This is a genomic window from Bacillus nakamurai, from assembly GCF_001584325.1.
Taxonomy (GTDB): Bacteria; Bacillota; Bacilli; order Bacillales; family Bacillaceae; genus Bacillus; species Bacillus nakamurai.
Window position 1 is genome coordinate 11,858 of sequence record NZ_LSAZ01000010.1, and the last position, 26,160, is coordinate 38,017.

The following is a 26,160-nucleotide window of genomic DNA, read 5'->3' on the forward strand; positions in this document are numbered from 1 at the left end:
AATGTATGAGGCATAATAGAGAGACAGAACGGGAGATGAAATGATGAAACATTTAGAAGAAAAAACACTTTCTAAAAAGCAGCTTTATAATGGGAAAGTAATAGATCTTTACTTGGAGGATGTAGAACTTCCGAACGGAAAAACAAGCAAACGGGAAATCGTCAAGCACCCTGGGGCAGTTGCAGTGCTCGCGTTGACGGAAGAGGGGAAAATGATTTTGGTCAGCCAGTTCAGAAAGCCGCTGGAGCGGACAATTGTTGAGATTCCGGCCGGTAAGCTCGAAAAGGGTGAAGAGCCTGAGCATACGGCATTAAGAGAGCTTGAGGAAGAGACGGGGTATACGGCGGAAACCTTGACGAAAATCACCGCTTTTTATACATCGCCCGGGTTTGCGGACGAAATCGTGCATCTTTTCCTTGCAGAAGGGCTTTCTCCGCTTGAAGAAAAACGGGAGCTTGATGAAGACGAATTTGTCGAAGTGATGCTGGTCACGCTTGAAGAGGCGCTGGAGCTGGTGGAATCCCGCCAAGTGTACGATGCAAAAACAGCATATGCGATTCAGTATCTTCAGCTGAAGGAAGCACTGAAGGAAAAATGATGAAAACCGTTTATGCGGATCTGCACATTCATATCGGCCGCACCTATACGGGGAGGCCGGTTAAGATCACCGGAGCCAAAACGCTGACCTTGGACCGAATATTAGCCGAAGCAAGCGAGGGGAAAGGAATTGGGCTGCTAGGCATTATTGACTGTCATTCTCCGGAAGTCATTCAGGAGATTGAACACGGAATTGACTCAGGGAAATACCGCGAGCTGAAAGAGGGAGGCATCCGTTACCGGAATACAACCCTTCTGTTAGGTAGTGAACTGGAGATATATGATCAATCCTGCCGCGGGCCGATTCACGTTCTGGTGTTTATGCCGGCTCTTGCGGAGATGAAGGAATTTTCCGCCTGGCTGGCTGAGCGGCTCAAAAACATCCATCTCAGCTCACAGCGCATTTATGAAACCGGTTTGAATCTGCAAAAGAAAACGAAGGAGTTGGGCGGGCTGTTTATCCCCGCCCATATTTTCACGCCGCACAAAAGCCTGTACGGAAAAGGCGTTACCTCTTCCTTGGCCGAAGTATTCGATCCCTCGCTCATAGATGGGGTTGAGCTCGGCTTAAGCTGTGACACGGACATGGCCTCCCGGTTATCGGAGCTTGACCGATATACATTTTTAACAAATTCTGATGCGCATTCCTTAGGGAAAATCGGCAGAGAATATAATCAATTGCTTCTTCAGGAAGCGAATTTTTCGGAATTTTTGCTGGCGTTAAAAGGGAAAGACGGCAGAAAGGTCGCCGCAAATTACGGGCTGAATCCGAAGCTCGGGAAGTATTACCGGACGGTTTGCGATACATGCGGAAGCCCGCTTGAAAAAGGGGATGGAGTCTGTGCGGAGTGCGGCGGCAAAACATTTACAAAGGGTGTCAGTGAGCGGCTGGAAGAACTCAGCGATCAAAAAAAAAGCCGCGCTGCGCGGCCTCCGTATATCTATCAAATCCCGCTGCAATTCATTCCCGGCGTCGGGCCGAAAACATTAGAAAAGCTGAGAAAGGCCTTCGGAACGGAGATGGCTATTTTGCATCAGGCGGAAGAAGAGGACTTGGCGCGCGTGGTGCCGCCTAAACTGGCGGCCGTCATCCATAAAGCGCGCACAGGACAGATCGGGCTTGAGGCCGGAGGCGGAGGAACGTACGGACGGCTCAAGCCTTAAAGAAACGGCGTTTATCCGAGCTCCTCTTGAATCTTCTTTTTCGTTCGGATAAACGCAATCAATTGAATGATCTCATCCTGAGTCAGCGGCTGTCCGTCAACAGTCAGCGTGCCTGATCCTTCGGCAGCTTCTGTTAATTCAATGGCCTGCGCAAATGGCTTTGCTTTTTTTTCAGCGCGGCCGAGTAAATCGTCGCATGTAGTATCAAACAGATCGGCAAGCGTACCCAGCGCCTCAAAAGACGGACGCCGGTAGCCCGACTCATATCCGGCGTACGTGCTTTTGGCGATGCCAAGCCGGTCAGCTGTATACTGCAGCGACCAATTTTTCTTTTTTCTCAGTTCAGTTAAACGATCTAAATTCATATTCAAAACCGCTCCTTTTCACTTGAGCAAATTATATCATATCGATATGTAAAAGTGTACGCGAATTGAATAATAATAGCTTGATTAATTTCATTTGTCTGTCTATAATTTGATTAAAAGTATGCGAAAAGCGAATGCTTAATACATCTTGAGAAATGATGAAGAGGTGCAGGGTATGAAAAAATTATTGCTGTTAACAACCGGAGGAACAATCGCCTCAGTCGAAGGAGAAAACGGGCTTGCACCCGGGGTAAAAGCAGATGAATTGTTAACTTACGTATCAAAACTTGATAACGATTACACGATGGAAACCCATTCGTTAATGAACATCGACAGCACAAATATGCAGCCTGAGTATTGGGCCGATATAGCTGAAGCTGTAAAAGAAAAATATGATGCTTATGACGGATTTGTCATTACGCACGGCACTGACACGATGGCTTACACATCAGCGGCATTATCTTATATGCTCCAGCATGCTGATAAGCCGATTGTCATTACAGGTTCGCAAATTCCGATTACATTTCAAAAAACCGACGCCAAAAAAAATATCACGGATGCGATCCGCTTCGCATGTGAAGGAGTGGGCGGCGTATACGTCGTATTTGACGGCAGAGTCATTCAAGGCACCCGCGCCATTAAACTGAGAACAAAAAGCTATGATGCATTCGAGAGCATTAACTATCCGTATATCGCGTTTATCACAGAAGACGGAATTGAATACAATAAACATGTGCATGCACCGGAAAACGATTCATTTACTGTGAATACATCACTATGCACGGACGTATGCCTCCTCAAACTTCATCCGGGACTCAAACCGGAAATGCTTGATGCGTTAAAGGGCATGTACAAAGGAATCGTAATTGAAAGCTACGGAAGCGGCGGCGTGCCGTTTGAAGGCAGGGACATCCTCGCCAAGGTCAATGAAATGATTGAAAGCGGCATTGTCGTCGTCATTACGACACAATGCTTGGAAGAGGGAGAGGACATGAGCGTGTATGAAGTCGGCCGCAGAGTCAACCAAGATCTCATTATCCGCTCCAGAAACATGAACACAGAAGCCATTGTCCCGAAATTAATGTGGGCGCTCGGCCAGTCACACAGTTTGGCTGAAGTCAAAAACATTATGGAAACACCGATCGCAGACGACGTTGTACTGTAAAACAATGACTATCAACAAAGAGAAAGTAGGGTTTTAACATGTCAAACGGGCAAAAAGAATATCGTCAGGAAAAGGATTTTCTTGGAGAAAAACAAATCGAAGCTGATGTGTATTACGGAATTCAAACGCTGCGGGCGAAAGAAAACTTTCCGATTACCGGCTACCGCATCCATGAAGAAATGATCAATGCGCTCGCGATCGTCAAAAAAGCGGCGGCGCTTGCCAATATGGACGTCAAACGGCTGTATGAAGGAATCGGGAATGCGATCGTTCAGGCAGCTGATGAAATATTGGAAGGAAAATGGCATGACCAATTCATCGTCGATCCGATCCAAGGCGGAGCCGGAACGTCCATGAACATGAATGCCAATGAAGTCATCGGCAACAGGGCGCTTGAGATCATGGGGCATCAAAAAGGCGAATACATTCACCTCAGCCCGAATACTCACGTCAATATGTCTCAATCGACAAATGATGTGTTCCCGACAGCCATTCATATTTCTACTTTGAAACTTCTTGATAAGCTGCTTGACACGATGGAGCACATGCTGAGCGTATTCAGAGAAAAAGCGAAACAATTTGATTCCGTCATAAAAATGGGACGCACTCATCTTCAGGATGCTGTTCCGATTCGTCTCGGACAGGAATTTGAAGCATACAGCCGCGTGCTCGAACGCGATATCAAACGGATAAAACAGTCCCGCCAGCATCTGTATGAAGTAAATATGGGAGCGACTGCAGTGGGAACAGGGCTTAACGCTGATCCGCGCTACATAGAACAAGTCGTTAAGCATCTGGCTGAAATCAGCGGACTCCCGCTCGTCGGCGCTGACCATTTGGTGGATGCCACGCAAAACACCGATGCGTATACAGAAGTATCAGCGGCATTGAAGGTATGTATGATGAACATGTCTAAAATCGCCAACGATCTGCGCTTAATGGCATCAGGCCCGCGCGCGGGACTTGCGGAAATTTCACTGCCGGCGCGCCAGCCTGGTTCATCCATTATGCCGGGGAAAGTCAACCCGGTTATGGCGGAGCTGATTAACCAAATCGCCTTCCAAGTCATCGGGAATGACAATACGATCTGCCTCGCTTCAGAAGCGGGCCAGCTTGAATTGAACGTAATGGAGCCGGTGCTTGTGTTTAATCTGCTTCAATCGATCAGCATTATGAATAACGGCTTCCGTTCGTTTACGGATCATTGTTTGGCGGGCATAGAAGCTAACGAAAAACGCCTTCAGCAATATGTAGAAAAGAGCGTCGGCGTTATTACGGCAGTCAATCCGCACCTTGGCTATGAGGCAGCTGCGCGAATTGCCCGCGAAGCCATCATGACAGGTCAATCTGTGCGGGATCTCTGCCTTCAAAATGATGTGCTGACAGAAGAAGAATTGGATATTATTTTAAATCCGTTTGAAATGACAAAACCGGGAATTGCAGGAAAAGAACTATTAGAAAAATAAATTTTTAAGCAATATTGCCGCCTGTTCACCGTTTTTTGGTGAATAGGCGGTTGCCATACAAAGGGATGAGGAAGTATAGTATTATTTGTTATATTATTTGATGAAAGCGTTTTAGCTTTTTTCTTCTAGGGGGATTTCTTTTGAAAGAGGTTAGATTGCCAAATTTATTCGAAATTTTTATTGTTTTGGGAAGTTTTTTGGCGCTTGTCATGTCGTTTACGGTTTTTCTGGACTTGCCGATTCAGCTTGCTCTTTTTATTTCTTGGTTTATTGCCATGATTCTTGGAGCCAGACTCGGACATTCGTATAAAGACTTACAAACCGCGATTATAAACGGAATATCGAACGGGTTGGAAGCTGTGTTAATTCTTGTTTCGGTTGGCGCCCTTATCGGAACATGGATAGCCGGCGGGGTTGTGCCGACTTTAATTTACTACGGGCTCGAATTTATTCATCCTAATATCTTTCTTCTTGCGACCTTAATCATTTGTTCAATTATGTCTGTGGCGACAGGGACATCTTGGGGGACTGTAGGAACAGCGGGTATTGCGATGATTGCCATTGGCGAAGGGCTGGGGATACCGCTTCCGATTGTAGCCGGTGCCGTTTTGTCAGGCGCTTACTTCGGGGACAAGCTGTCTCCTTTGTCCGACAGCACAGTGCTTGCATCATCTCTTTCAAAGGTTGATGTGCTCGATCACGTGCGGGCGATGCTGTTTTTGTCCATACCTGCGTATATCATTACAGCCATCCTTTTTACGGTGACTGGTTTTATATATGGCGGAAAACATATTGACCTTGAAAAAGTAGATTTCTTAAAGTCTTCTTTGCAGCAGACCTTTGATATTCATATTTGGATGCTCATTCCTGCTATTGTTGTCATCGTGCTTTTGGCACTAAAAAAACCATCCATGCCAGTCATTGTCATCGGAGCTTTGCTTGGAGCGATCTGGGCTGTTGTATTCCAGGGGATGAACATACCTGATGCGCTCGGAACCGCTTATAACGGATTTTCTATTAAGACAGATGTCGAATTTCTCAATGGCCTTTTGAACCGCGGAGGAATTACAGGTATGCTCGGTTCTCTCGTCGTTATCATATTCGGCCTCGGTTTTGGCGGCTTGCTGGAGAAAATGGGCGTGCTGCAAGTGATTGTTTCAAAGTTTGAAAAGAAGCTCACGACACCAGGGAAAATAACGCTATCAACGCTGATTGTAGCCTTTTTAGCCAATATTTTCGGCTGTGCGATGTACGTTTCATTGATTTTAACGCCGAAAATTATGGAAAACAGTTATGATAAACTGAATCTTGACAGAAGGATTTTATCCCGCAACGCAGAGGTGGGCGGCACGCTGACCGCAGGGATGGTGCCTTGGTCTGATAACGGTATCTATATGGCCGGCATTCTCGGAGTGTCCACGTTTTCTTATCTGCCGTTCATGTGGCTCAGTTTTGTCTCTATAGGACTTGCTTTATTGTACGGCTACACAGGGAAGTTCATTTGGTACACGAAAGAGAAATCCTTGCAATCTCAAAAACTGGGTTAGGAGGTTCATTTTAATGATTACAAAGCATATGATTCGGACATTAATGATTGAAACGCCGACTATCCCCGGAAATCTGGGGAAAGTGGCTACCGCCATCGGCTTAATGGGAGGAGACATCGGGGAAGTTGAAACCGTTAAGGTCGGGCCGAACTACACGATGCGGAACATGACCGTTCAAGTCGAAAATGAAGAGCAGCTTCAAGAGGTCATTCAGGCCATCGAGGCCCTCGGTGAAGGCATCCGGCTTCATACGGTATCAGATGAGGTGCTCTCAGCCCATGAAGGCGGCAAAATTCAGATGAAAAGCAAAATGCCGATCCGGACATTGGCGGAGCTGGGCCGTGTGTATACCCCGGGTGTTGCCGATGTTTGCAGGCTGATTGAAAACGAGCCGGAAAAAGCGTCCATTTATACGACAATCAGCAATTCTGTCGCCATAGTGACCGACGGAACGGCGATTCTTGGCCTCGGCAATATCGGCTCTGTCGCGGGAATGCCCGTTATGGAAGGGAAAGCCGCTCTTTTTGATCAGCTTGCCGGCATCAGCGGAATTCCGATTTTGCTCGATACCTCCGACCCGGAAGAAATCATTCGCACAGTGAAACATATTTCTCCGGGCTTCAGCGGAATTTTGCTTGAAGATATCGGCTCGCCGCATTGCTTTGACATAGAGGACCGCCTGAAAGAGGATTTAAATATACCTGTCATGCATGATGATCAGCACGGCACGGCGGTTGTCACCCTTGCTGCAGCGATTTCGGCTTGTAAAAGCGCCGGCCTTGATTTAAAAGAAGCGAAGGTCGGACAAATCGGGCTTGGCGCGGCAGGAGTAGCGATTTGCCGCATGTTTATGGCATACGGAGTCAAAGCCGTTTGCGGAACGGACAAGTCAGAAGAAGCAATGGACCGCCTCGCTCAATACGGCGGCCAGCCGCTTGAAAGCATCAAGGAGTTAATGGACACATGCGACATTGTTATCAGCACGACCGGAGTTCCCGGTCTGATTAAAAAAGAGTATGTCAAACAGGGCCAGGTCATTTTGGCATTGTCTAATCCGAAACCGGAAATTGAACCGGAGGAGGCATTAGAAGCGGGTGCTGCCTATGCGGCAGACGGCCGTTCAGTCAATAATGTCCTCGGTTTCCCCGGCATTTTCCGAGGCGCGCTGAACGCCAAAAGCAAGGTGATTGATCATGAGATGCTCGTTGCGGCCGCAGAAGCCATTGCTTCTTGTACAAAGCACGGGGATCTCGTGCCGCAGCCGCTTGATCCGAAAGTGCATCAAGCCGTTGCAGCCGCCGTTGAACGTACGGCAAGAGGCAAGTAAATATTGCTTACAGCACCGGATTCTCTTCCGGTGCTGTTTTTTTACAGTGAATAAGAGCGGAATTCTTTGGCAAGCTAATAGGAAGCAAAAGTCGGAATAAAGAGGTGTCAATATGGATTATTTTCCGCTGATCCATACAAATATTTGGGATGCGGTCATCGGTGTGCCGGTCGTCTTATGCGTGACGCAGCTTATTAAGGTGTTCTGCCGGGTTCCGAGTCCATACGTCCCTGTCATTGCCCTTGCGGCCGGTAACATTGTTTCGATCGTTTTCGGCCATCATGAGCACGTGTATGCGGGGATTTTTATGGGGTTTTTTTACGGATATGCCGCGATGGGAAGCTTTTCGTCGACGAAAACTTCTCTTCGCGCTTACCGGACGAAACATGAACCGTATTCATAAACATGCCGGCTGAAATCTGCTATCATAAAGACAAAGGTAAAAGGAGTGATTGGCAGATGGCAAAAAGCAAAGCAAGAAAAAAACGCGCGCATCTCGCAAGAAACGGAGTGCGTGACGTGTCATTATCACGGGGAGCGCAGCCGTCCTTCAGCACGCATGAACGGATGACCAAAAGCAAAAAGGACCGTCTTCAAAATATCAAGCATAAAAAGAGGAATCCTTATGATCACTATAGTGATGGCAGGGATTCTTTTTTTGTGCCGCAATCTTGCAGCTTTCTATGATTTCTCTGTCATGTTTTCTCTTTTCTTTCATACAATCTACTAAATTAAGTCAATAGAGTATGCGGGAGGAAACGGTATGCGAAAACAATCGTACAAAGAAATGTTTTTTCGCCATGTAAAGGATCATCTGTCTCTTTATATATTTGTCTTTGTCTTGTTTTTAATGGGAGTCATCTTCGGGGCTATCATTGTCAACAGCATGACAATTACGCAAAAAGAAGATTTATATTACTATTTAAGCAAGTTTTTCGGGCAGCTGTCTGATGGGAAGCATGCCGGCGCTTCAGAGATGTTTTGGCAAGCCGTCTTTCATGATGTAAAATACTTGGGGCTGATGTGGATTTTGGGTATATCCGTCATCGGATTGCCGGTTATTTTTATCATGGTCTTTCTAAAGGGGATTGTTGTCGGATTTACGGTCGGTTTTTTAGTGAATCAAATGGGGATGAACGGCTTTTTCCTGTCATTCATTTCGGTGCTGCCGCAAAATATCGTGCTGATTCCCGCGTATCTCATTATGGGGACATGCTCAATCGCTTTTTCGCTGAAACTGATCAGGCAGCTGTTTGTGAAGCGGAGCCTTCATGATGCGCCGATTCAATGGTTTGGACGCTACGCCCTTGTACTTGTGCTCATTTTGCTTTTGTCACTCCTATCCTCATTTTTAGAAGCGTATGTGTCTCCGCTCTTTATGGAGAAGCTGTCATCGCGAATTTTTTAGAATAATTATTAAAAAATAATATTTTTATTTATCAGTTTATAATAATTATAGTTGGAACTCTGCGCGTATTTTGTTATAATGGGTCATGGAATGCGGCGTAGGAGGGAAAGACATGGAAAACCGTATTGATCGAATTAAAAAGCAGCTGCACTCATCAAGCTACAAGCTTACGCCTCAGCGTGAAGCGACAGTAAGGGTGCTGCTTGAAAACGAAGAAGACCATTTAAGCGCAGAAGATGTATACCTCCTCGTAAAAGAGAAATCTCCTGAAATTGGTCTCGCTACTGTATACCGTACATTAGAATTATTAACAGAATTAAAAGTCGTTGATAAAATTAACTTCGGGGACGGCGTATCCCGCTATGACCTTCGCAAAGAAGGCGCGGCCCACTTTCACCATCACTTGGTGTGCATGGAGTGCGGAGCCGTCGATGAAATTGAAGAAGATCTGCTTGAAGACGTTGAAGAAGTCATTGAACGTGGTTGGAAATTTAAAATTAAAGATCATAGATTGACTTTTCACGGCATCTGCCATCGCTGTCACGGAAAAGAAACAGAATAAAAGCCTTTGAACCTTTTCTATTCGGAAAGGGTTTTTTGCTGTTTTTATGTATAAAAGCCTTTGAAATTGGCATAAGGTGTACTAACAGTTGCCAAAGAAAGGGTCGATCGGGACATGGGCAGATTCATGAAAACAGCCGTAGATACCATCAAAGTGTTTATTCTGTTCACAGGTTTTACCGCGCTGTTCTATTATGCTATGATATGGGTGAATTCAGAGTATGAAAACTATCATCGGTACGATAAGCCGGAAGGCTCCGCCGTCAAAGTAGCCGGAATGGAAAATGAGGAGAAGGACGGCTGGTTCGGCCGATTGATCTTTTTTTACCAAAACGGGGAGTAGATCGAGAGTGAAGGATCAAATTAAGGATTTCATCCATTATGTGAGGGTTGAAAGAGGGCTGTCCCAAAATACGATGATGTCCTATGAGCGTGATCTGAAAAGTTATTCTCTCTTCTTAACAGAAACCCTTCAGATCGCATCATGGAATGATGTGACCCGACTTCATATTATTCAATATTTAAAGCATATAAAGGACTCCGGGAAATCCGGGAAGACATCCGCCAGACATTTGGCGTCGATCCGTTCGTTTCATCAATTTATGCTGAGGGAAAAAGTCACTGATAAAGACCCTTCCGTACATATTGAAACACAAAAAACAGAGCGGACGCTCCCGAAAGTGCTGGCGCTGAACGAAGTAGAACTGCTATTGGACACGCCTAAGCTTGACAGCCCATTCGGCCTCAGGGACAAAGCAATGCTTGAACTGCTGTATGCCACAGGCATCAGGGTCAGTGAAATGATTGAGCTGAAATTGTCCGATGTCCATTTGTCAATGGGATTTGTCCGCTGCTTCGGGAAAGGCCGGAAAGAGCGGATCGTGCCGATCGGTGAAGCCGCAGCCCACGCGATAGAAGAATACGTCGGGAAAGCCAGGGGGAAACTATTAAAGAAAAACGTGACCGAAGCGCTTTTTTTAAACCATCACGGCAGGCAGATCAGCCGTCAGGGCTTTTGGAAAAACTTAAAAAAAATAGCGCTTGAAGCGGGAATCAGAAAAGAGCTGACACCGCACACGCTCCGGCACTCTTTTGCCACGCATCTGCTTGAAAACGGAGCTGATTTGCGGGCGGTGCAGGAGATGCTGGGACATGCCGATATTTCCACGACGCAAATTTATACACATGTGACAAAAACAAGGCTGAAGGACGTGTATAAGCAATATCATCCGCGCGCCTAGCGGCCTCTGCCGCAGGGGCTGCGGTTTTTTTCTGTGCCCGGAGCGGAATATAGCGAAGGTTCTTATTATTTGAATTTGCATTGTCAACGGGAATGTAAACGGTTTATACTTGAGTTGTCTGACCTCTGTAAGATACAATGAACAGATGGAAGAAAAGGAGGCTTTTATGATGTCTGATTACAAATATAAACGCGTATTTTTAATCGTCATGGATTCTGTCGGAATCGGTGAAGCGCCGGATGCCGCTGATTTTAATGATAAAGGCGCAAATACGCTCGGGCACATTGCCGAACAGATGAACGGCTTACATATGCCGAATATGGCGCAGCTCGGTCTCGGGCTGATCGGAGACATCCGCGGTGTCGAAAAAACCGAACATCCCCTTGCTTATTACGGAAAAATGCAGGAGGCGTCTAACGGGAAGGATACGATGACGGGTCATTGGGAAATCATGGGTCTGTATATCGAAAAACCGTTCAAAGTGTTCCCGGAAGGATTTCCTGATGAACTTTTGCAAGAGCTTGAAAAACGTTCAGGGCGGAAAATCATCGGAAATAAACCGGCTTCAGGTACGGCGATCTTAGATGAGCTCGGCAAAGAACATATGGAAACAGGAGCGCTGATTGTTTATACATCGGCAGATTCCGTTTTGCAAATTGCCGCCCATGAGGATGTCGTTCCGCTTGAAGAGCTGTACAAAATCTGTGAGACGGCCAGAGAGCTGACTCTTGATCCGAAGTACATGGTCGGCCGGATCATCGCGCGCCCGTTCGTCGGAGAACCCGGCAGCTTTAAACGGACGCCGAACCGCCATGACTATGCCCTTAAGCCATTTGGCCGTACGGTGATGAATGAGCTGAAGGACAGCGGGTTGGACGTGATTTCTATCGGGAAAATTTCTGACATTTATGATGGGGAAGGCATAACGTCTTCACGCAGAACGGTTTCTAATATGGACGGCGTGGACAAAGTGATTGAAACGCTCGATGAAGATTTTACGGGCATCAGCTTTGCCAACCTCGTCGATTTTGACGCGCTGTACGGACATCGCCGTGACCCTCTCGGCTACGGAAAAGCGCTTGAAGAATTTGACGCAAGGCTTCCGGAAGTATTTGAAAAAATGAGGGAAGACGATTGCCTCATTATTACGGCTGACCACGGTAATGATCCGATCCATCACGGCACGGATCACACGAGGGAATTTGTGCCGCTTCTTGTGTACAGCAAAAAGCATAAACACGCTGAACACTTGCCGCTTGCGGATACATTTGCCGATATCGGCGCGACCATAGCGGATAATTTCAAAACTGAAAAACCGAAATACGGAAAAAGCTTTTTATCACGATTACAGTAGGGGGACTTTTTTTGAAACAAAAAATTGAACGGGCCGCTGCATTTATTAAAGAAAACTTGAAAGAAACGCCTAAAGTCGGTTTGATTTTAGGCTCAGGGCTCGGGGTGCTGGCCGATGAAATTGAGGGAGCTGTCAAGCTTACATATGAAAATATCCCTGATTTTCCGGTCTCAACCGTAGAAGGCCATGCGGGCCAGCTTGTGCTGGGAACGCTTGAGGGTGTGCAAGTCATTGCGATGCAGGGCCGCTTTCATTACTATGAAGGCTATTCAATGGACCAGGTGACGTTTCCCGTCCGTGTCATGAAGGCGCTTGGCGTCGAATCACTTATCGTGACGAACGCAGCCGGCGGCATTAACACAGAGTTTCGCGCCGGCGATCTGATGATTATCACGGATCATATCAACTTTATGGGCACGAATCCGTTAATCGGACCGAACGAAGCCGATTTCGGAGCAAGATTCCCTGACATGTCAGAAGCCTATGACAAACAGCTGTCAAGCTTAGCTGAAAAAACAGCAAATGAGCTTAACATTCCTGTTCAAAAAGGCGTGTATACGGCCGTTACGGGGCCTTCCTACGAAACGCCTGCCGAGGTGCGCTTTTTAAGAACAATGGGCTCTGATGCTGTCGGAATGTCGACTGTTCCGGAAGTCATCGTCGCAAACCACGCCGGTATGCGTGTCCTCGGTATTTCCTGCATTTCCAATGCGGCTGCCGGTATTCTTGACCAGCCGTTATCTCATGATGAGGTAATGGAAATGACGGAAAAAGTAAAAGGCGGCTTTTTGAAGCTTGTAAAAGCTGTTGTCGCCCGTTCTCAATCATAACAAAATAACAAGACAGCTGTTTCTTAAGAAGCAGCTGTTTTTTTATGCCTTCTAAACGAAACATTTTCCATATAAGGCGTATAAAACCACCCGGCTTGGAAAAAATAAAAAGGATTATGAAATGGAGGGCTTTGGAGATGAAACGTCTTATATCCACTTTGTTGATTGGTATTCTAATAAGTGCATCAGCACCGTCCGCATTTGCAAAGCAGGACGGAAAACATACATCGGAGCTTGCTCACGAAGCCAAGAGCGCCGTGCTGATTGAGCGTGATACGGGAAAAATTCTTTACAATAAGAACAGCCGTGAGCGGCTGGCGCCCGCAAGCATGACAAAAATCATGACCATGCTTTTAATCATGGAAGCACTGGACAAAGGAAAAATTAAAATGAGCGATAAAGTCAGAGCGAGCGAACACGCCGCATCGATGGGCGGATCGCAGATTTTTCTGGAGCCGGGCGAAGAAATGACCGTCAAAGAAATGCTGAAGGGTATTGCCATTGCTTCCGGGAATGATGCATCTGTCGCTATGGCTGAGTTCATTGCAGGTTCTGAAGAGGATTTTGTCAGCCAGATGAACAAAAAAGCAAAAGAACTGGGATTGAAAAATACATCCTTCAAAAACCCGACCGGATTGCCGGAAAAAGGCCATTACAGCTCTGCCTATGATATGGCCAAAATGGCGAAGGAATTATTAAAGTATGATAAAATCACCCAATTTACGGGAACATATGAAGATTATTTGAGAGAAGATACAGATAAAAAGTTTTGGCTTGTCAATACAAACCGGCTGATCAAATTTTATCCGGGAGTAGACGGTGTGAAAACAGGCTATACAGGTGAAGCGAAATATTGTTTAACAGCTACCGCCAAAAAAGGCAATATGCGTGTCATCGCGGTTGTTTTCGGGGCGAGCACACCGAAGGAGAGAAATGCTCAAGTTACCAAAATGCTTGATTATGCATTCAGCCAGTTCAAAACACACCCTCTGTATAAACGAAATCAAACCGTCGGGGCGGTTAAAGTAAAAAAAGGGAAGCGGAAACTGATCAAGCTGACCACTTCAGAGCCGATCTCCCTGCTTGCCAAAAAGGGCGAGAACATGGAAAAGATAAAAAAAGAAGTAAAGATTAAGGGCAATATTACGGCTCCGATTAAAAAAGGAGACGTGCTGGGCAGCCTCGTTCTGAAAAAGGACGGTGAAGTGCTCGTTGAAAGTCCTGTAACCGCAAAAGACGACATGGAAAAAGCAGGTTATCTCACTTTCCTTAAGCGGACAATGGGAGATTGGACAAAATTTAAATAATCGTGCCGAACGGACACTAGTTTTGTCATAGTGAAGGAATTGCTCCCCGTAAAATCGAAACACTCATTATCCGATCATATCAAGGAGGAATGAGCATGAGCCTTGGAATTGACTTTCATGTCAAAGAAACCGTGCTTTGTATTCGATTATCAGGTGAACTTGACCACCATACGGCAGAATCCTTAAAACAAAAGGTTGCTGAATCGCTGGAGAGAGACGGCATCCGCCACATTGTGCTGAACCTTGAGGACCTTTCCTTTATGGACAGCTCCGGCCTCGGTGTTATTTTAGGACGGTATAAACAAATTAAGCAGCTCGGCGGAGAGATGGTTGTGTGCGCGATTTCGCCTGCGGTGAGACGTCTGTTTGACATGTCGGGCCTGTTTAAAATTATCAGGTTTGAACAATCTGAACAAAAAGCGCTTTTAACTTTGGGGGTGGCATCATGAAAAACGAGATGCATCTTGAATTTTCCGCCCTCAGCCAAAACGAATCGTTCGCCCGTGTAACGGTGGCTTCTTTTATCGCGCAGCTTGACCCGACGATGGACGAGCTGACGGAAATCAAAACGGTCGTATCAGAAGCAGTAACCAACGCGATCATCCACGGATATGAAGAAAACTGCGACGGTAAGGTGTACATTTCTGTCACGCTTGAGGATCATGTCGTGTATCTGACCATTCGTGACGAAGGGCTAGGCATCGCAGACCTTGAGGAAGCACGCCAGCCTTTGTTTACGACAAAACCCGAGCTGGAGCGCTCCGGAATGGGCTTTACCATTATGGAGAATTTCATGGACGATGTCACGATTGATTCCTCGCCGGAGATGGGGACGACGATACGCTTAACAAAGCACCTATCAAAAAGCAAAGCGCTTTGTAATTAAGGAGATTTGTTATGGATGTGGAGGTTAAGAAAAACAGTAAAAACGCGCAGCTGAAGGACCATGAAGTCAAAGAATTAATCAAAAAGAGCCAAGAGGGCGACCAGCAGGCAAGAGACCTCCTCATAGAAAAAAACATGCGTCTTGTTTGGTCTGTCGTGCAAAGGTTCTTAAACAGGGGCTATGAGCCGGACGATCTCTTTCAGATCGGCTGTATCGGATTGTTAAAATCCGTTGATAAATTCGATTTGTCCTACGATGTCCGTTTTTCAACTTATGCCGTGCCGATGATTATCGGAGAAATCCAGCGCTTTATCCGTGATGACGGAACCGTCAAAGTATCAAGGTCGTTAAAAGAGCTTGGCAATAAAATCCGCCGGGCCAAAGATGAACTGTCTAAGACATACGGAAGAGTGCCGACCGTCCAGGAAATTGCGGAGCATTTAGAAATTGAAGCAGAGGATGTCGTGCTCGCGCAGGAAGCGGTGCGGGCGCCTTCATCCATTCATGAGACGGTATACGAAAACGACGGCGACCCGATTACCCTGCTTGATCAAATCGCAGACCACTCGGAAGAGAAGTGGTTTGACAAAATCGCATTAAAAGAAGCCATCGCAGATTTAGAAGAACGGGAAAAACTCATTGTCTATCTCAGGTATTATAAAGACCAGACACAATCGGAAGTGGCTGAGCGTCTAGGGATTTCCCAAGTGCAGGTATCAAGGCTTGAGAAAAAAATACTGAAGCAGATAAAAATGCAAATGGATCATACGGAAAGCTAGCCTTTTAGGGGCCGGCTTTTTTATTTGTGTTTACGATGGTAATTTATGGTCTTTTGCCGCTGATGAATGAGAACAAAAGTGAACCACATACTACATATATAACCACCCGAAAGATGGTGATGCAAGATGGAAAGACGAATATTTATCAGGCTTCGCCACCGTGTGAAGGCACACCCCGGAGACATCATAACAGTCGGCGATGCCGCGCAGATTGCCGGACAGCACAAGCTGAAGAAAAAACTATCAGCCCTGCCGCTGTATCAGGTGACAAAAAAAGATAAAAATATCGTCGTTCTGGATATCATAAAAGTGCTGAAGGCCATTCATGCGGCTTTTCCATCCCTCGATGTACAGACTGTCGGCGGCGCTGAAACGATAGTGGAAATTCATTATCAAAAGAAACATTTGTCAGCCGTTTTGTTTGTCATTGTTTGGCTGCTTCTTTTTGTCGGATCATGCCTCGCCATTATGAATTTTCACGAAGATGTCAGCATGAGAGAGGTTCATATCGCCTTATATGAAATCATAACAGGGGAACGGAATGAGTATCCTTATCTGCTCCAAATTCCGTACAGCATCGGTCTCGGCCTTGGGATGATCGTCTTTTTTAACCACATTTTCAGAAAGCGCCTGAATGAAGAGCCAAGCCCGCTTGAAGTCGAGATGTTTAACTATCAGCTTGATCTCGATCATTATGTCGCGATGCACGAGAATCAAGAAACAACGAAAGATCTGCATGATCGTTAGCATTCTTTTCGTTATGTTTGTCGGGCTTGGCGGGGGATTAACCGTGGGGGCGGGTTTTGTGGCTTTTCTGACCGTTATGGGAATCATGCCCCGTCTGATGCAGCTGACAAAAACAATGCGGTTTATACAGGCCTATGAAGCAGCCGTTATCGCAGGGGCGGTGTTCGGCGGCTGGGAAACATTAAATATGAATCATTTTTTTTTATCTGAATGGCTTGCCGTTCCGATCGGGCTTTTGGCCGGCGTATTTATCGGCATGCTGGCGGCTGCGCTTACAGAAGTGCTGAATGTGCTTCCTATTCTCGCCAAGCGGATCGGCTTCGGCAGTAAAATCATCATTCTCTTGATGGCCATTGTATTCGGCAAAATTGCCGGCTCTTTATTTCATTGGCTGTATTTTATCCATCATTCATAAAGGAGGAACCACCGTGACAAACTTAAAAGAAAATTACAAAACAAAAGTAAAAGACTATCAGCCCAAACCGCCATACGTCTGGAATTGTGTCAAAGCCTTTCTGATCGGCGGTTTCATCTGCCTTATCGGACAATTCCTGCAAGATTTTTACATTCATTTTTTTAATTTTACTGAAAAAACAGCCGGAAACCCGACCTCGGCAACCCTTATTTTACTTTCAGCCCTGCTGACCGGATTTGGCTTTTATGACAGACTCGGACAATTCGCGGGAGCTGGTTCAGCCGTGCCGGTTACGGGTTTTGCGAACAGTATGACGAGCGCCGCTCTGGAACACAGAAGTGAAGGACTCGTTCTCGGAGTAGCGACGAACATGTTTAAATTAGCGGGAAACGTTATTGTGTTCGGCGTTGTGTCGGCTTACATTGTAGGCATGATACGGTTTGCTTGTGAAAAACTGTTTTCATAGGAGGAGAAAAGATGAAATTGACCGGAAAGCAAACCTGGGTATTTCAAAACCCGGTATTTATAAACGCGGCGGGAACTGCTGCCGGACCGAAGGAAAAAGACGGACCGCTCGGCTCCCTGTTTGATAAAACATACGATGAAATACATTGCAATCAGAAAAACTGGGAAATGGCAGAACGCCAATTAATGGAGGATGCCATCAACTCCGCTTTGCAAAAAGAAAATTTGAAAAAGAGTGACATTGATTTGTTATTGGCCGGAGATCTTTTAAACCAGAACGTGACGGCCAATTATGTGGCAAGGCATTTGAAAATTCCATTTCTCTGTATGTTTGGCGCCTGTTCGACATCAATGGAAACGGTTGCCGTCGCCTCTGCACTCATTGACGGCGGTTTTGCCAACCGGGCTATCGCCGCAACAAGCAGCCATAATGCAACGGCCGAGCGGCAATTCCGCAATCCGACGGAGTATGGCGGGCAAAAACCGGATACCGCCACTTCGACAGTCACGGGGGGCGGGGCTGTCATCATCAGCCAAACCCCTTCCGATATCCAAATTACTAGCGCGACTGTAGGAAAAGTAAGTGATCTCGGCATTACTGATCCGTTTGATATGGGATCTGCGATGGCTCCGGCTGCTGCGGATACGATCAAACAGCATTTGCAGGATTTAAACCGCACGGCTGATGATTATGATTTGATTTTAACGGGAGATCTCTCGGGCGTCGGCTCACCGATTGTGAAAGATTTGCTGAAAGAAGAAGGATATCCGGCCGGAACGAAACATGATGACTGCGGACTACTCATCTATACGCCGGACCAGCAGGTATTTGCAGGGGGAAGCGGCTGTGCCTGCTCCGCGCTTGTCACTTACACGCACATTTTTAACCAATTAAAATCCGGGCTGCTGAAAAGAGTCCTCGTCGTGGCGACCGGTGCGCTTTTAAGCCCGACGATGATTCAGCAAAAAGAAACGATTCCGACCATTGCCCACGGGGTTGTATTTGAGCGTGCGGGAGGTGCATCATAAATGGAGTATCTTTTGGCTTTTGTATGCGGCGGAATCATATGCATAATCGGCCAGCTGCTTTTAGATATTTTTAAACTGACACCCGCGCATGTCATGACTTCCTTTGTTGTCATCGGCGCCTTGTTAGACGGTTTCGGCATCTACGATAAATTTATTGAATTCGCGGGAGCGGGCGCCACTGTTCCCATCGTCAGCTTCGGCCACAGCTTATTGCACGGCGCCATGCACCAGGCTCATGAACACGGATTTATCGGCATCGGCATGGGGATTTTTGAACTTACATCCGCCGGGGTATCTTCAGCGATTTTATTCGCATTTCTTGTAGCCGTTATTTTTAAACCGAAAGGATAATGCCTGATGACGACGAAACGTAAGGTCATCCTTGTGACGGATGGTGACGTATACGCCGCTAAAACCATTGAATTTGCCGCGAAGAAAGCCGGCGGCCGCTGTATTTCCCAATCAAAGGGCAACCCGTCAACAAGAAGCGGTCCGGAACTTGTGAAGCTCGTTAAAGCCGCGCCGAACGACCCGGTGTTCGTAATGTTTGACGATTCCGGCCTTCAAGGAGAGGGTCCCGGGGAAACGGCGCTTAAATATGTCGCCTCCCATCCTGACATTGAAGTGCTGGGGGTCATTGCGGTTGCGTCTAAAACCCATCAGGCTGAATGGACAAAAGTCGATGTCTCTATTGACCGTGACGGAGAAGTGACGGAGTTTGGCGTCGATAAAATCGGAATGAGAGAAATGGACGAGCACAGAATGAGCGGCGACACGGTATATTGTCTGGATAAGCTGGACGTTCCCCTCATCGTGGGCATCGGAGATATAGGGAAGATGGGCAGAAAAGATGATATCGCAAAAGGCTCACCCGTCACGATGAAAGCTGTTGAATTCATTTTAGAAAGGAGCGATTTTCATGGCGAAAAAACCGGAAAAAGACATGATCAAAGTATACCGGGATCCTAGAAAAAATGAAGAATATTTTAAAACCCGCGTCGGTATGGGGACGAGCTATGACGTCGGCCTTCGCAAAGTTTATTTATTAGACCGCGAAGTCCAAATATACTTTGTCAACGGTCTGAGCGATATGCTATATATCATCCATTTATTAGAACAGCTGGTCGATGTGAATAACTTTGACGAAAACTCTGATGAAGCGATTGACGTCGTGGAAAACCGGCTTGTCAACCAGCAGGTCCAAAAGGTCAAAACGCTGGACGAAGCAACGGACCAAGTGCTGTCAGGCCTTATCGCCATTATCGTGGAAGGCGCCAGCTTCGCCTTTGTTGTCGATGTCAGAAATTACCCCGGGCGCACGCCTGAAGAACCTGATACTGAGAAGGTCGTCCGGGGGGCAAGAGACGGCTTTATCGAAAATATCGTCATTAATACAGCGTTAATCAGAAGAAGAATCAGGGACGAGCGGCTGCGTATCAAAATGACGAAAGTCGGGGAACGCTCAAAAACGGATATCGCCATAGTTTATATTCAGGATATTGCAGATCCGGACCTGGTCAGCATCGTCGAAAATGAAGTGAATGCCATTGACATTGACGGCTTGACGATGGCTGATAAAACGGTAGAGGAATTTATCGTCAAGCAGGGCTACAATCCGTTTCCGATGGTCAGGTACACGGAACGCCCCGACGTTGCTGCGAACCACATTTTGGAAGGTCATGTTCTTATCGTTGTCGATACATCACCGAGCGTTATCATAACGCCGACGACTATTTTTCACCATATTCAGCATGCGGAAGAATACAGGCAGGCGCCTTCTGTCGGCACATTTTTAAGGTGGGTCAGATTTTTCGGCATCATCGCCTCAACCGTTCTGCTTCCGATATGGTTTCTCTTTGTGTTAGAGCCGTCGCTTCTCCCTGAGAGGCTGGATTTTATCGGTCTAAATAAAAATACGCATATTCCGATCATCCTGCAAATCTTTTTGGCTGACTTGGGAATTGAGTTTCTCAGGATGGCTGCGATCCATACACCGACCGCCTTATCCACCGCCATGGGTTTGATTGCGGCGGTATTAATCGGACAAATCGCCATAGCGGTCGGGCTGTTTTCATCTGAGGTGATTCTGTATGTTTCAATCGCCGCCATCGGGTCATTTACGACACCGAGCTATGAGCTCAGCCTCGCCAATAAAATGCTTCGGCTTATTCTGATGATTCTCGTGGCCATTTTCCGCGTAAAAGGCTTTGTCATCGGATTTACATTGCTTTTGATTATGGTGGCGAGTATCCGCTCATTTCACACTCCGTATTTATGGCCGTTTTTACCGTTTAACGGCAAGGCGTTATGGCAGGTGCTTGTCCGCACCACTGTTCCCGGAGCGAAAGTCAGGCCGAGCATCATTCACCCTAAAGACCGCCAAAGACAGCCGAGTAATTCATAATCGCATTGAAACCGACAGAAGATTATGATATTGTATGTCTTAACTTATACGGAAAATGTATAAGGACAGCTCATCTGAAGCTGTCCTTTTCACCCATATGCGGATCAGAAAGAGGGAATGAGCATTGTTCTTACATGGCACAAGCAGACAAAACAAACTAGGTCATTTGGAAATCGGAGGGGTGGATGCGCTTTATTTAGCAGAGCATTACGGCACGCCTCTTTACGTTTATGATGTGGCTTTAATACGTGAGCGCGCTAAAAGCTTTAAACAGGCTTTTATTGCGGCAGACTTAAAGGCGCAGGTCGCATATGCGAGTAAGGCGTTTTCATCCGTCGCGATGATTCAGCTTGCCGAACAAGAAGGGCTTTCCTTGGACGTTGTGTCCGGAGGAGAACTGTATACAGCCGTTTCAGCGGGGTTTCCGGCGGAGCGTATTCATTTTCACGGCAATAATAAAAGCAGGGAAGAATTACAAATGGCGCTGGATCATCAAATCGGCTGCATCGTCGTTGATAACTTCTATGAAATTTCTTTACTTGCGGATCTATGCAGTGAGTCAGGGCTCACAATGGATGTGCTTCTCCGGATTACCCCGGGGGTAGAGGCCCATACGCATGACTACATTACGACAGGGCAGGAAGATTCCAAATTCGGCTTTGATCTGCATAACGGCCAAATAGAGAAGGCGATCGAACAAGTTTTACAATCAAAATATATCCATCTTCTCGGCGTCCATTGCCATATCGGTTCTCAGATTTTTGATACCGCGGGTTTTGTGCTGGCGGCAGAAAAAATTTTCGTCAAACTGAATGAATGGAGAGCATCATACGGATTTGTCTCCGAGGTGCTGAACTTAGGCGGCGGCTTCGGCATCCGTTATACCGATGAGGATGAACCCCTTCATCCCGCTGTTTACGTCGAAAAAATCATAGAAGCGGTAAAAGATAATGCAGCGCGTTATTCCTTTGACATTCCGGAAATTTGGATTGAACCGGGACGCTCGCTTGTCGGTGACGCGGGAACAACGCTGTATTCCATCGGCTCTCAAAAAGAAGTGCCCGGCACCCGTAAATATGCGGCGGTTGACGGCGGCATGAGTGACAATATCCGCCCGGCGCTTTATCAGGCCAAATATGAAGCAATTTCGGCAAACAGAATCGGGGAAAACCATGACACAACGGTTTCGATCGCCGGAAAATGCTGTGAAAGCGGAGATATGCTCATATGGGATATTGACCTTCCGGAAGTAAAAGAAGGCGACCTTCTCGCTGTTTTCTGTACGGGGGCATACGGTTACAGCATGGCCAACAACTACAACCGCATTCCGCGTCCTGCCGTCATATTTGTGGAGGACGGCGAAGCGCATCTTGTCATTAAAAGGGAAACCTACGAAGACATTGTGAAATTAGATTTGCCGTTTAAAACGGGGGTCAAACAGTAAATACAAAAAAGAGACCGGGACTTTTCAGTCCGGTCTCTTTTTTCAGCTTCAGCTGTTTGCACCTGATTGGCTGCCGCCTGTAAATACAGACACAATCGCATTCCAAATGGAAACGAAGAAATCTATGACTTTCTGAATAAAGCTTTTGCCTTCATCTGATTGAATGAACTTTGTGATTTTATCCTTTGCCTTATCGAGCTGATCGCCGACTTGGCCCCAGTCAATCTTGGCATTTTTCATTTTATTAAACAATGAAACAAGCTGGTCTTTTTGAGCGTCAGTCAATGTGATGTTCAGATTTGAAGCAGCATCATCGACTTTCTTCTCAATGCCGGCTTTCGTATCCGGCACGCCGTTTTTCGCAAAATCCTCTTTTATGTTTGCGATAAGCGCTGAGGCGTTTTTATCCCCGATTTTATCCCCGAGATCTGAAGTCGTCACAAGCTCCTGGTTTGCAACCTGTTTGACATCTTCAGAAATAGCCTTGTCAGATGAGACTTCATATGCCTTAATGATGCCTGTTAATGCTGCGGTTCCCGACACTTCAAACGGAGCCGTCACATATACTTTCGCATCTTTTACCCCTGCTGTCATCAGGGCGTTTAAGTACATTTCATCCGTAATTGAATCAATATTATGTGTCTTTACATCAAGACCTGATCCCTTCTTTTCCACTGTGATGGATGATGAAGAAATCGCTCTCGTGCCGATTTGTGCCTTAGATATATATTTTCCTAGATATTCGTGTTCTTCTTTGTTTGTGACGGTCACTTTCGTCGCGTTATCAGGTACATTTAATTCGTCAAGCACCTTTTGACGGTCTGTGCTTGATAAGTCTGCCCCAAGCGTGACGATCACATCTCCGACCGCGGCATCGGCAAGGCTGATTTTCGGTATTGTAAACAATACGACGGCCGCCGCCAGCATTCCAATCCACATTTTTTTCAAAGCGGTTAACCTCCTTCTTTTCACAAACGCCGTCTTAAAGGGTTTGTGAGGGACTGTAAGAGACAGTTCCGATACATAGACGGCTGTGAAGCTGTTCTGGTTTCATTTTCTTTCTTTGGAAGCGGGGAGATTCGTTTTCCGGCTGAAGGTGTGGTATAATAGCCGCTAAAAGAAGAGCAAACGCTTCTTCCTTCAAAAGAATATCAAAAAGAAAGCCGGCTTACAATTGAAATTCAATTTGGGGCGGCTTTAGCAAAAACAATAAGGAAGTAGGAATGAGAATGAAAACTGGTTACATAGTAATGGAAAATGGCAGCAGAATTGAATTTGAACTTTACCCGAATGAAGCGCCAAACACGGTTGCCAACTTTGAAGAGCTGGCAAATACGGGATTTTATGACGGCGTGATTTTCCACCGCGTGATTCCGGGGTTTGTAAGCCAAGGCGGAGACCCGACCGGGACAGGCATGGGAGGAAGCGGAAAAACAATCAAATGTGAAACGGAAGGCAACCCGCATAAGCATGAAGCCGGTTCTTTATCAATGGCACACGCCGGTAAAGACACAGGCTCAAGCCAATTCTTTATCGTACATGAGCCGCAGCCGCATTTAAACGGTGTTCACACTGTTTTCGGTAAAGTAACAAGCGGATTAGAGCATGCAAAAAACATGTCTAACGGAGATAAAATGAAAGAAGTCCGCGTAGAAGGTTAACGAAAGAAATGCCCGCCCTTAAAAAGGCGGGCATTTTTTTGTACATGAAAAATCTCATATGAAAAAAGTGAAATTATACATATATGAACACCCGTGACCCTTCTGGTATAGTGATAAAGACGGATCACATAAATGAAAAGAGGTAGAAACGTTGGTTCAATCGGCAATCGCTCTATTTGTCATCATATGTATTGCACTTATAATTTGGTTCAGAGTAAAAAAAGGAAACCGGCCTATTAAAGGCGGAGGCTTCGGCATCATCTCGCCGCTTATTATAAGCGTGATTGTTTTCTCCTTCAGTATCAGCCAGCTCATGAATATACCGGGAAAGCCATTTCATTTTCCCGCTTATTGGGAGCTCGCCATCGCCGGCCTGTTAGGGGGGCTTTTTGGCGCCGTCATGCTGCCGCAAACCGCTTATGAAATTCGTGAAGACGGGTTTGTCTACTCAAAACGGAATAAAAACTTTAAATATGTCATTATCTCGATCATTGCAATTCGTATCGTGTTAAGCCAATATTTTAAAAATATTGATGCGGCAGAATTTGCGGTATTAACAATGGAGCTGGCATTTGTGTACCTATGCATTTGGCGAATCGGAAGCTTCGTAAAATTCAGGAAAATCAGCAAAGCCGCCTTGTGAAAAAGAAAAAAATGGATAACCCGCGTCGCCTTATTTGCCCTCTGTACAGGGATTCATGGTAAAATAAAAGGACCATAGCTAATGGGAGGAAATCAGTTGAAATCAGAAAAAGAAAAAACTTCTAAAAAAAGCGCCGTACTAGATTGGACAAAAGCCATCATCATCGCTGTCATCCTGGCAGTGCTCATCCGCAACTTTTTATTTGCTCCTTATGTCGTTGACGGTAAATCAATGAATCCGACCCTGGATGACCGCGAGAGGATTTTTGTCAATATGACGGTCAAATACATAAGCGAGTTTAAGCGGGGCCAAATCGTTGTCTTGAACGGCGAGAACGAGCACTATGTAAAACGCATTATCGGACTTCCCGGCGACACGGTGCAAATGAAAAACGACCAGCTGTACATCAACGGAAAAAAAGTGTCCGAACCTTATTTGGCGGCTAATAAGAAAAAAGCGAAGCAAGACGGCTATGACCATTTAACGGATGACTTCGGTCCTGTCAAAGTGCCGGATGACAAGTATTTCGTGATGGGTGATAACCGCAGAGAATCTATGGACAGCCGCAACGGGCTCGGTCTTTTCACGAAAAAACAAATTGCCGGCACAGCAAAATTCGTCTTCTTCCCGTTTAACGAAATACGCCAGACGAAGTGACACACCTAGCAGTTTTCTTTTATAGAAAACTGCTTTTTTTTATAAATTTTCGTCCTCACCCTCAAAAACAGAACATAAATTCGTATATCTATAAAATAGATAGAAAGTTTTACAGATAGATGAAACATATTCCCTTTACGGAACGTTATATGAATAATTCTTTAGGGAACAACGGTTTTCTATTCATGAAAAAAAGGAATATTACATAATAATGAATAGATTGATATGCGCTGGAGGTTGGAAAATGGGAAGAATAAAAACAAAGTTAACCATTTTAGTTGTGCTTCTGCTTTTATTGGCGGGCGGCTTCATGGTGATAAACGATATTGAGCTGAAAGACGTGCCGACTGCAATCGGACAAACCCTGTCCCAGGAAAAAGAAGAATATACGACGAAAACATACAAAATTACGAAAATAGACGGCTCTGATTATCACGGCACGGCAGCAAACGGGACAAAAATTATTTTTAACGGAGATAAGCTGCAGCAAGATCTTTCCGATATTAAAGAAGGAGATAAAATCAAAGCTTATTTCAGCAAATCCAACCGGATTGACGGTTTGCTGAAGGTCGTCAAAGTAAATGAATAACGAACGGCGCCTCTTATGTAAAAAGGGCGCTTTTTCTTTTTTCTAAAAATTTTAAGTGTTTATTCATTGCGCCTTCTGTGAAGGATCGTTATAATAGCGACTAAGGACA

32 protein-coding genes are annotated in these 26,160 nt (G+C 46.0%); 30 read left to right on the forward strand and 2 right to left on the reverse strand.

Annotated elements, in window-relative coordinates; genetic code table 11:
* Window positions 1-43: 43 nt before the first annotated feature.
* A complete protein-coding gene (locus tag AXI59_RS06165; RefSeq protein ID WP_061520870.1) occupies window positions 44-598 on the forward strand; it encodes an NUDIX domain-containing protein in 555 nt (184 codons plus the stop codon).
* Window positions 598-1,761, forward strand: coding sequence for a TIGR00375 family protein (locus AXI59_RS06170; protein WP_061527665.1), 1,164 nt, complete (start codon window positions 598-600; stop codon window positions 1,759-1,761). Before AXI59_RS06165 ends, AXI59_RS06170 begins: the two co-directional genes overlap by 1 nt.
* 11 nt (window positions 1,762-1,772) lie before the next feature.
* Here the strand turns inward: AXI59_RS06170 and AXI59_RS06175 are convergent, their stop codons facing one another.
* A complete protein-coding gene (locus tag AXI59_RS06175) occupies window positions 1,773-2,126 on the reverse strand; it encodes a helix-turn-helix domain-containing protein (protein ID WP_061520871.1) in 354 nt (117 codons plus the stop codon).
* 175 nt (window positions 2,127-2,301) lie between these two features.
* On the opposite strand from AXI59_RS06175, the gene AXI59_RS06180 reads away from it, so the two are divergent.
* The 24 genes from AXI59_RS06180 to lysA all read left to right on the forward strand — a co-directional run bounded on the left by AXI59_RS06180 (window position 2,302) and on the right by lysA (window position 22,501).
* Window positions 2,302-3,291: a type I asparaginase gene (locus AXI59_RS06180; protein WP_061520872.1), complete on the forward strand. Its 990-nt coding sequence runs from the start codon at window positions 2,302-2,304 to the stop codon at window positions 3,289-3,291.
* Window positions 3,292-3,329: 38 nt separating this feature from the next.
* Window positions 3,330-4,757 carry an aspartate ammonia-lyase gene (gene aspA, locus AXI59_RS06185; RefSeq protein ID WP_061520873.1) on the forward strand — a complete coding sequence of 476 codons (1,428 nt, stop codon included), beginning with the start codon at window positions 3,330-3,332 and terminating at the stop codon, window positions 4,755-4,757.
* A 140-nt stretch (window positions 4,758-4,897) separates the two neighbouring features.
* On the forward strand, window positions 4,898-6,304 hold the full coding sequence (gene nhaC, locus AXI59_RS06190) for a Na+/H+ antiporter NhaC (protein WP_061527666.1): 1,407 nt from the start codon (window positions 4,898-4,900) through the stop codon (window positions 6,302-6,304).
* 13 nt (window positions 6,305-6,317) lie between these two features.
* Complete coding sequence (locus AXI59_RS06195; protein ID WP_061527667.1) at window positions 6,318-7,631, forward strand: NAD-dependent malic enzyme; 1,314 nt, start codon at window positions 6,318-6,320, stop codon at window positions 7,629-7,631.
* A gap of 112 nt (window positions 7,632-7,743) precedes the next feature.
* Window positions 7,744-8,034, forward strand: coding sequence for a hypothetical protein (locus AXI59_RS06200; RefSeq protein WP_061520876.1), 291 nt, complete (start codon window positions 7,744-7,746; stop codon window positions 8,032-8,034).
* A 56-nt stretch (window positions 8,035-8,090) separates the two neighbouring features.
* Window positions 8,091-8,318, forward strand: coding sequence for a hypothetical protein (locus AXI59_RS06205; protein ID WP_061527668.1), 228 nt, complete (start codon window positions 8,091-8,093; stop codon window positions 8,316-8,318).
* Window positions 8,319-8,394: 76 nt separating this feature from the next.
* The gene (spoIIM, locus tag AXI59_RS06210; protein WP_061527669.1) at window positions 8,395-9,039 is read left to right on the forward strand and encodes a stage II sporulation protein M; all 645 of its coding nucleotides are present in this window, start codon (window positions 8,395-8,397) and stop codon (window positions 9,037-9,039) included.
* Window positions 9,040-9,151: 112 nt separating this feature from the next.
* On the forward strand, window positions 9,152-9,601 hold the full coding sequence (gene fur / locus AXI59_RS06215) for a ferric iron uptake transcriptional regulator (protein WP_061527670.1): 450 nt from the start codon (window positions 9,152-9,154) through the stop codon (window positions 9,599-9,601).
* 114 nt (window positions 9,602-9,715) lie between these two features.
* Window positions 9,716-9,943: a YqzK family protein gene (locus AXI59_RS06220; protein WP_061520879.1), complete on the forward strand. Its 228-nt coding sequence runs from the start codon at window positions 9,716-9,718 to the stop codon at window positions 9,941-9,943.
* Between the two features lie 7 nt (window positions 9,944-9,950).
* On the forward strand, window positions 9,951-10,841 hold the full coding sequence (gene xerD / locus AXI59_RS06225; protein WP_061520880.1) for a site-specific tyrosine recombinase XerD: 891 nt from the start codon (window positions 9,951-9,953) through the stop codon (window positions 10,839-10,841).
* Window positions 10,842-11,010: 169 nt separating this feature from the next.
* On the forward strand, window positions 11,011-12,195 hold the full coding sequence (deoB, locus tag AXI59_RS06230; protein ID WP_061520881.1) for a phosphopentomutase: 1,185 nt from the start codon (window positions 11,011-11,013) through the stop codon (window positions 12,193-12,195).
* A gap of 11 nt (window positions 12,196-12,206) precedes the next feature.
* Complete coding sequence (locus AXI59_RS06235) at window positions 12,207-13,025, forward strand: purine-nucleoside phosphorylase (protein WP_061520882.1); 819 nt, start codon at window positions 12,207-12,209, stop codon at window positions 13,023-13,025.
* Window positions 13,026-13,162: 137 nt separating this feature from the next.
* Complete coding sequence (locus tag AXI59_RS06240) at window positions 13,163-14,332, forward strand: D-alanyl-D-alanine carboxypeptidase family protein (RefSeq protein WP_061527671.1); 1,170 nt, start codon at window positions 13,163-13,165, stop codon at window positions 14,330-14,332.
* Window positions 14,333-14,427: 95 nt separating this feature from the next.
* Window positions 14,428-14,781: an anti-sigma F factor antagonist gene (gene spoIIAA, locus AXI59_RS06245; RefSeq protein WP_061520884.1), complete on the forward strand. Its 354-nt coding sequence runs from the start codon at window positions 14,428-14,430 to the stop codon at window positions 14,779-14,781.
* Complete coding sequence (gene spoIIAB, locus AXI59_RS06250) at window positions 14,778-15,218, forward strand: anti-sigma F factor (RefSeq protein WP_061520885.1); 441 nt, start codon at window positions 14,778-14,780, stop codon at window positions 15,216-15,218. The genes spoIIAA and spoIIAB overlap by 4 nt, the downstream gene beginning before the upstream one ends.
* 11 nt (window positions 15,219-15,229) lie before the next feature.
* The gene (gene sigF, locus AXI59_RS06255) at window positions 15,230-15,997 is read left to right on the forward strand and encodes an RNA polymerase sporulation sigma factor SigF (RefSeq protein ID WP_061527672.1); all 768 of its coding nucleotides are present in this window, start codon (window positions 15,230-15,232) and stop codon (window positions 15,995-15,997) included.
* A 126-nt stretch (window positions 15,998-16,123) separates the two neighbouring features.
* A complete protein-coding gene (locus AXI59_RS06260; RefSeq protein WP_061520887.1) occupies window positions 16,124-16,744 on the forward strand; it encodes a stage V sporulation protein AA in 621 nt (206 codons plus the stop codon).
* The gene (locus AXI59_RS06265; RefSeq protein ID WP_061520888.1) at window positions 16,734-17,159 is read left to right on the forward strand and encodes a stage V sporulation protein AB; all 426 of its coding nucleotides are present in this window, start codon (window positions 16,734-16,736) and stop codon (window positions 17,157-17,159) included. Before AXI59_RS06260 ends, AXI59_RS06265 begins: the two co-directional genes overlap by 11 nt.
* Window positions 17,160-17,172: 13 nt before the next feature.
* Entirely contained in the window at window positions 17,173-17,625 is a 453-nt protein-coding gene (gene spoVAC / locus AXI59_RS06270; RefSeq protein WP_061527673.1) for a stage V sporulation protein AC, read from the forward strand.
* Window positions 17,626-17,636: 11 nt separating this feature from the next.
* On the forward strand, window positions 17,637-18,653 hold the full coding sequence (gene spoVAD / locus AXI59_RS06275) for a stage V sporulation protein AD (RefSeq protein ID WP_061520890.1): 1,017 nt from the start codon (window positions 17,637-17,639) through the stop codon (window positions 18,651-18,653).
* Window positions 18,654-19,004: a stage V sporulation protein AE gene (spoVAE, locus tag AXI59_RS06280; RefSeq protein WP_061520891.1), complete on the forward strand. Its 351-nt coding sequence runs from the start codon at window positions 18,654-18,656 to the stop codon at window positions 19,002-19,004.
* A gap of 6 nt (window positions 19,005-19,010) precedes the next feature.
* Window positions 19,011-19,622 (forward strand): stage V sporulation protein SpoVABEA, encoded by a 612-nt coding sequence (spoVAEA, locus tag AXI59_RS06285; protein ID WP_061527674.1) that lies wholly within the window; start codon window positions 19,011-19,013, stop codon window positions 19,620-19,622.
* A complete protein-coding gene (locus AXI59_RS06290) occupies window positions 19,573-21,057 on the forward strand; it encodes a spore germination protein (RefSeq protein ID WP_061527675.1) in 1,485 nt (494 codons plus the stop codon). The genes spoVAEA and AXI59_RS06290 overlap by 50 nt, the downstream gene beginning before the upstream one ends.
* A gap of 124 nt (window positions 21,058-21,181) precedes the next feature.
* Window positions 21,182-22,501, forward strand: a complete 1,320-nt coding sequence (gene lysA, locus AXI59_RS06295) for a diaminopimelate decarboxylase (RefSeq protein WP_061527676.1) — start codon at window positions 21,182-21,184, stop codon at window positions 22,499-22,501.
* 48 nt (window positions 22,502-22,549) lie between these two features.
* Here lysA and AXI59_RS06300 read toward each other — a convergent pair whose 3' ends face one another.
* Window positions 22,550-23,449, reverse strand: coding sequence for a DUF1002 domain-containing protein (locus AXI59_RS06300; protein ID WP_061520895.1), 900 nt, complete (start codon window positions 23,447-23,449; stop codon window positions 22,550-22,552).
* A 281-nt stretch (window positions 23,450-23,730) separates the two neighbouring features.
* Between AXI59_RS06300 and AXI59_RS06305 the strand changes: the two genes are divergently transcribed.
* The 4 genes from AXI59_RS06305 (at window position 23,731) to AXI59_RS06320 (ending at window position 26,051) form a co-directional block, all read left to right on the forward strand.
* Complete coding sequence (locus AXI59_RS06305; RefSeq protein WP_061521248.1) at window positions 23,731-24,162, forward strand: peptidylprolyl isomerase; 432 nt, start codon at window positions 23,731-23,733, stop codon at window positions 24,160-24,162.
* A gap of 151 nt (window positions 24,163-24,313) precedes the next feature.
* A complete protein-coding gene (locus AXI59_RS06310; RefSeq protein ID WP_061527677.1) occupies window positions 24,314-24,805 on the forward strand; it encodes a CcdC protein domain-containing protein in 492 nt (163 codons plus the stop codon).
* 81 nt (window positions 24,806-24,886) lie between these two features.
* Entirely contained in the window at window positions 24,887-25,462 is a 576-nt protein-coding gene (lepB, locus tag AXI59_RS06315; RefSeq protein ID WP_061527678.1) for a signal peptidase I, read from the forward strand.
* A 244-nt stretch (window positions 25,463-25,706) separates the two neighbouring features.
* Window positions 25,707-26,051: a hypothetical protein gene (locus tag AXI59_RS06320; RefSeq protein WP_061520898.1), complete on the forward strand. Its 345-nt coding sequence runs from the start codon at window positions 25,707-25,709 to the stop codon at window positions 26,049-26,051.
* Window positions 26,052-26,160: the final 109 nt, after the last annotated feature.

Coding starts and splice junctions, on each gene's coding strand:
- AXI59_RS06165 (WP_061520870.1), top strand. CDS start 44: ATGAAACATTTAGAAGAAAAAACACTTTCTAAAAAGCAGCTTTATAAT.
- AXI59_RS06170 (WP_061527665.1), top strand. CDS start 598: ATGAAAACCGTTTATGCGGATCTGCACATTCATATCGGCCGCACCTAT.
- AXI59_RS06175 (WP_061520871.1), bottom strand. CDS start 2,126: ATGAATTTAGATCGTTTAACTGAACTGAGAAAAAAGAAAAATTGGTCG.
- AXI59_RS06180 (WP_061520872.1), top strand. CDS start 2,302: ATGAAAAAATTATTGCTGTTAACAACCGGAGGAACAATCGCCTCAGTC.
- aspA (WP_061520873.1), top strand. CDS start 3,330: ATGTCAAACGGGCAAAAAGAATATCGTCAGGAAAAGGATTTTCTTGGA.
- AXI59_RS06195 (WP_061527667.1), top strand. CDS start 6,318: ATGATTACAAAGCATATGATTCGGACATTAATGATTGAAACGCCGACT.
- AXI59_RS06200 (WP_061520876.1), top strand. CDS start 7,744: ATGGATTATTTTCCGCTGATCCATACAAATATTTGGGATGCGGTCATC.
- AXI59_RS06205 (WP_061527668.1), top strand. CDS start 8,091: ATGGCAAAAAGCAAAGCAAGAAAAAAACGCGCGCATCTCGCAAGAAAC.
- spoIIM (WP_061527669.1), top strand. CDS start 8,395: ATGCGAAAACAATCGTACAAAGAAATGTTTTTTCGCCATGTAAAGGAT.
- fur (WP_061527670.1), top strand. CDS start 9,152: ATGGAAAACCGTATTGATCGAATTAAAAAGCAGCTGCACTCATCAAGC.
- AXI59_RS06220 (WP_061520879.1), top strand. CDS start 9,716: ATGGGCAGATTCATGAAAACAGCCGTAGATACCATCAAAGTGTTTATT.
- deoB (WP_061520881.1), top strand. CDS start 11,011: ATGTCTGATTACAAATATAAACGCGTATTTTTAATCGTCATGGATTCT.
- AXI59_RS06240 (WP_061527671.1), top strand. CDS start 13,163: ATGAAACGTCTTATATCCACTTTGTTGATTGGTATTCTAATAAGTGCA.
- spoIIAA (WP_061520884.1), top strand. CDS start 14,428: ATGAGCCTTGGAATTGACTTTCATGTCAAAGAAACCGTGCTTTGTATT.
- spoIIAB (WP_061520885.1), top strand. CDS start 14,778: ATGAAAAACGAGATGCATCTTGAATTTTCCGCCCTCAGCCAAAACGAA.
- sigF (WP_061527672.1), top strand. CDS start 15,230: ATGGATGTGGAGGTTAAGAAAAACAGTAAAAACGCGCAGCTGAAGGAC.
- AXI59_RS06260 (WP_061520887.1), top strand. CDS start 16,124: ATGGAAAGACGAATATTTATCAGGCTTCGCCACCGTGTGAAGGCACAC.
- AXI59_RS06265 (WP_061520888.1), top strand. CDS start 16,734: ATGATCGTTAGCATTCTTTTCGTTATGTTTGTCGGGCTTGGCGGGGGA.
- spoVAD (WP_061520890.1), top strand. CDS start 17,637: ATGAAATTGACCGGAAAGCAAACCTGGGTATTTCAAAACCCGGTATTT.
- spoVAE (WP_061520891.1), top strand. CDS start 18,654: ATGGAGTATCTTTTGGCTTTTGTATGCGGCGGAATCATATGCATAATC.
- spoVAEA (WP_061527674.1), top strand. CDS start 19,011: ATGACGACGAAACGTAAGGTCATCCTTGTGACGGATGGTGACGTATAC.
- AXI59_RS06290 (WP_061527675.1), top strand. CDS start 19,573: ATGGCGAAAAAACCGGAAAAAGACATGATCAAAGTATACCGGGATCCT.
- AXI59_RS06305 (WP_061521248.1), top strand. CDS start 23,731: ATGAAAACTGGTTACATAGTAATGGAAAATGGCAGCAGAATTGAATTT.
- lepB (WP_061527678.1), top strand. CDS start 24,887: ATGGGAGGAAATCAGTTGAAATCAGAAAAAGAAAAAACTTCTAAAAAA.
- AXI59_RS06320 (WP_061520898.1), top strand. CDS start 25,707: ATGGGAAGAATAAAAACAAAGTTAACCATTTTAGTTGTGCTTCTGCTT.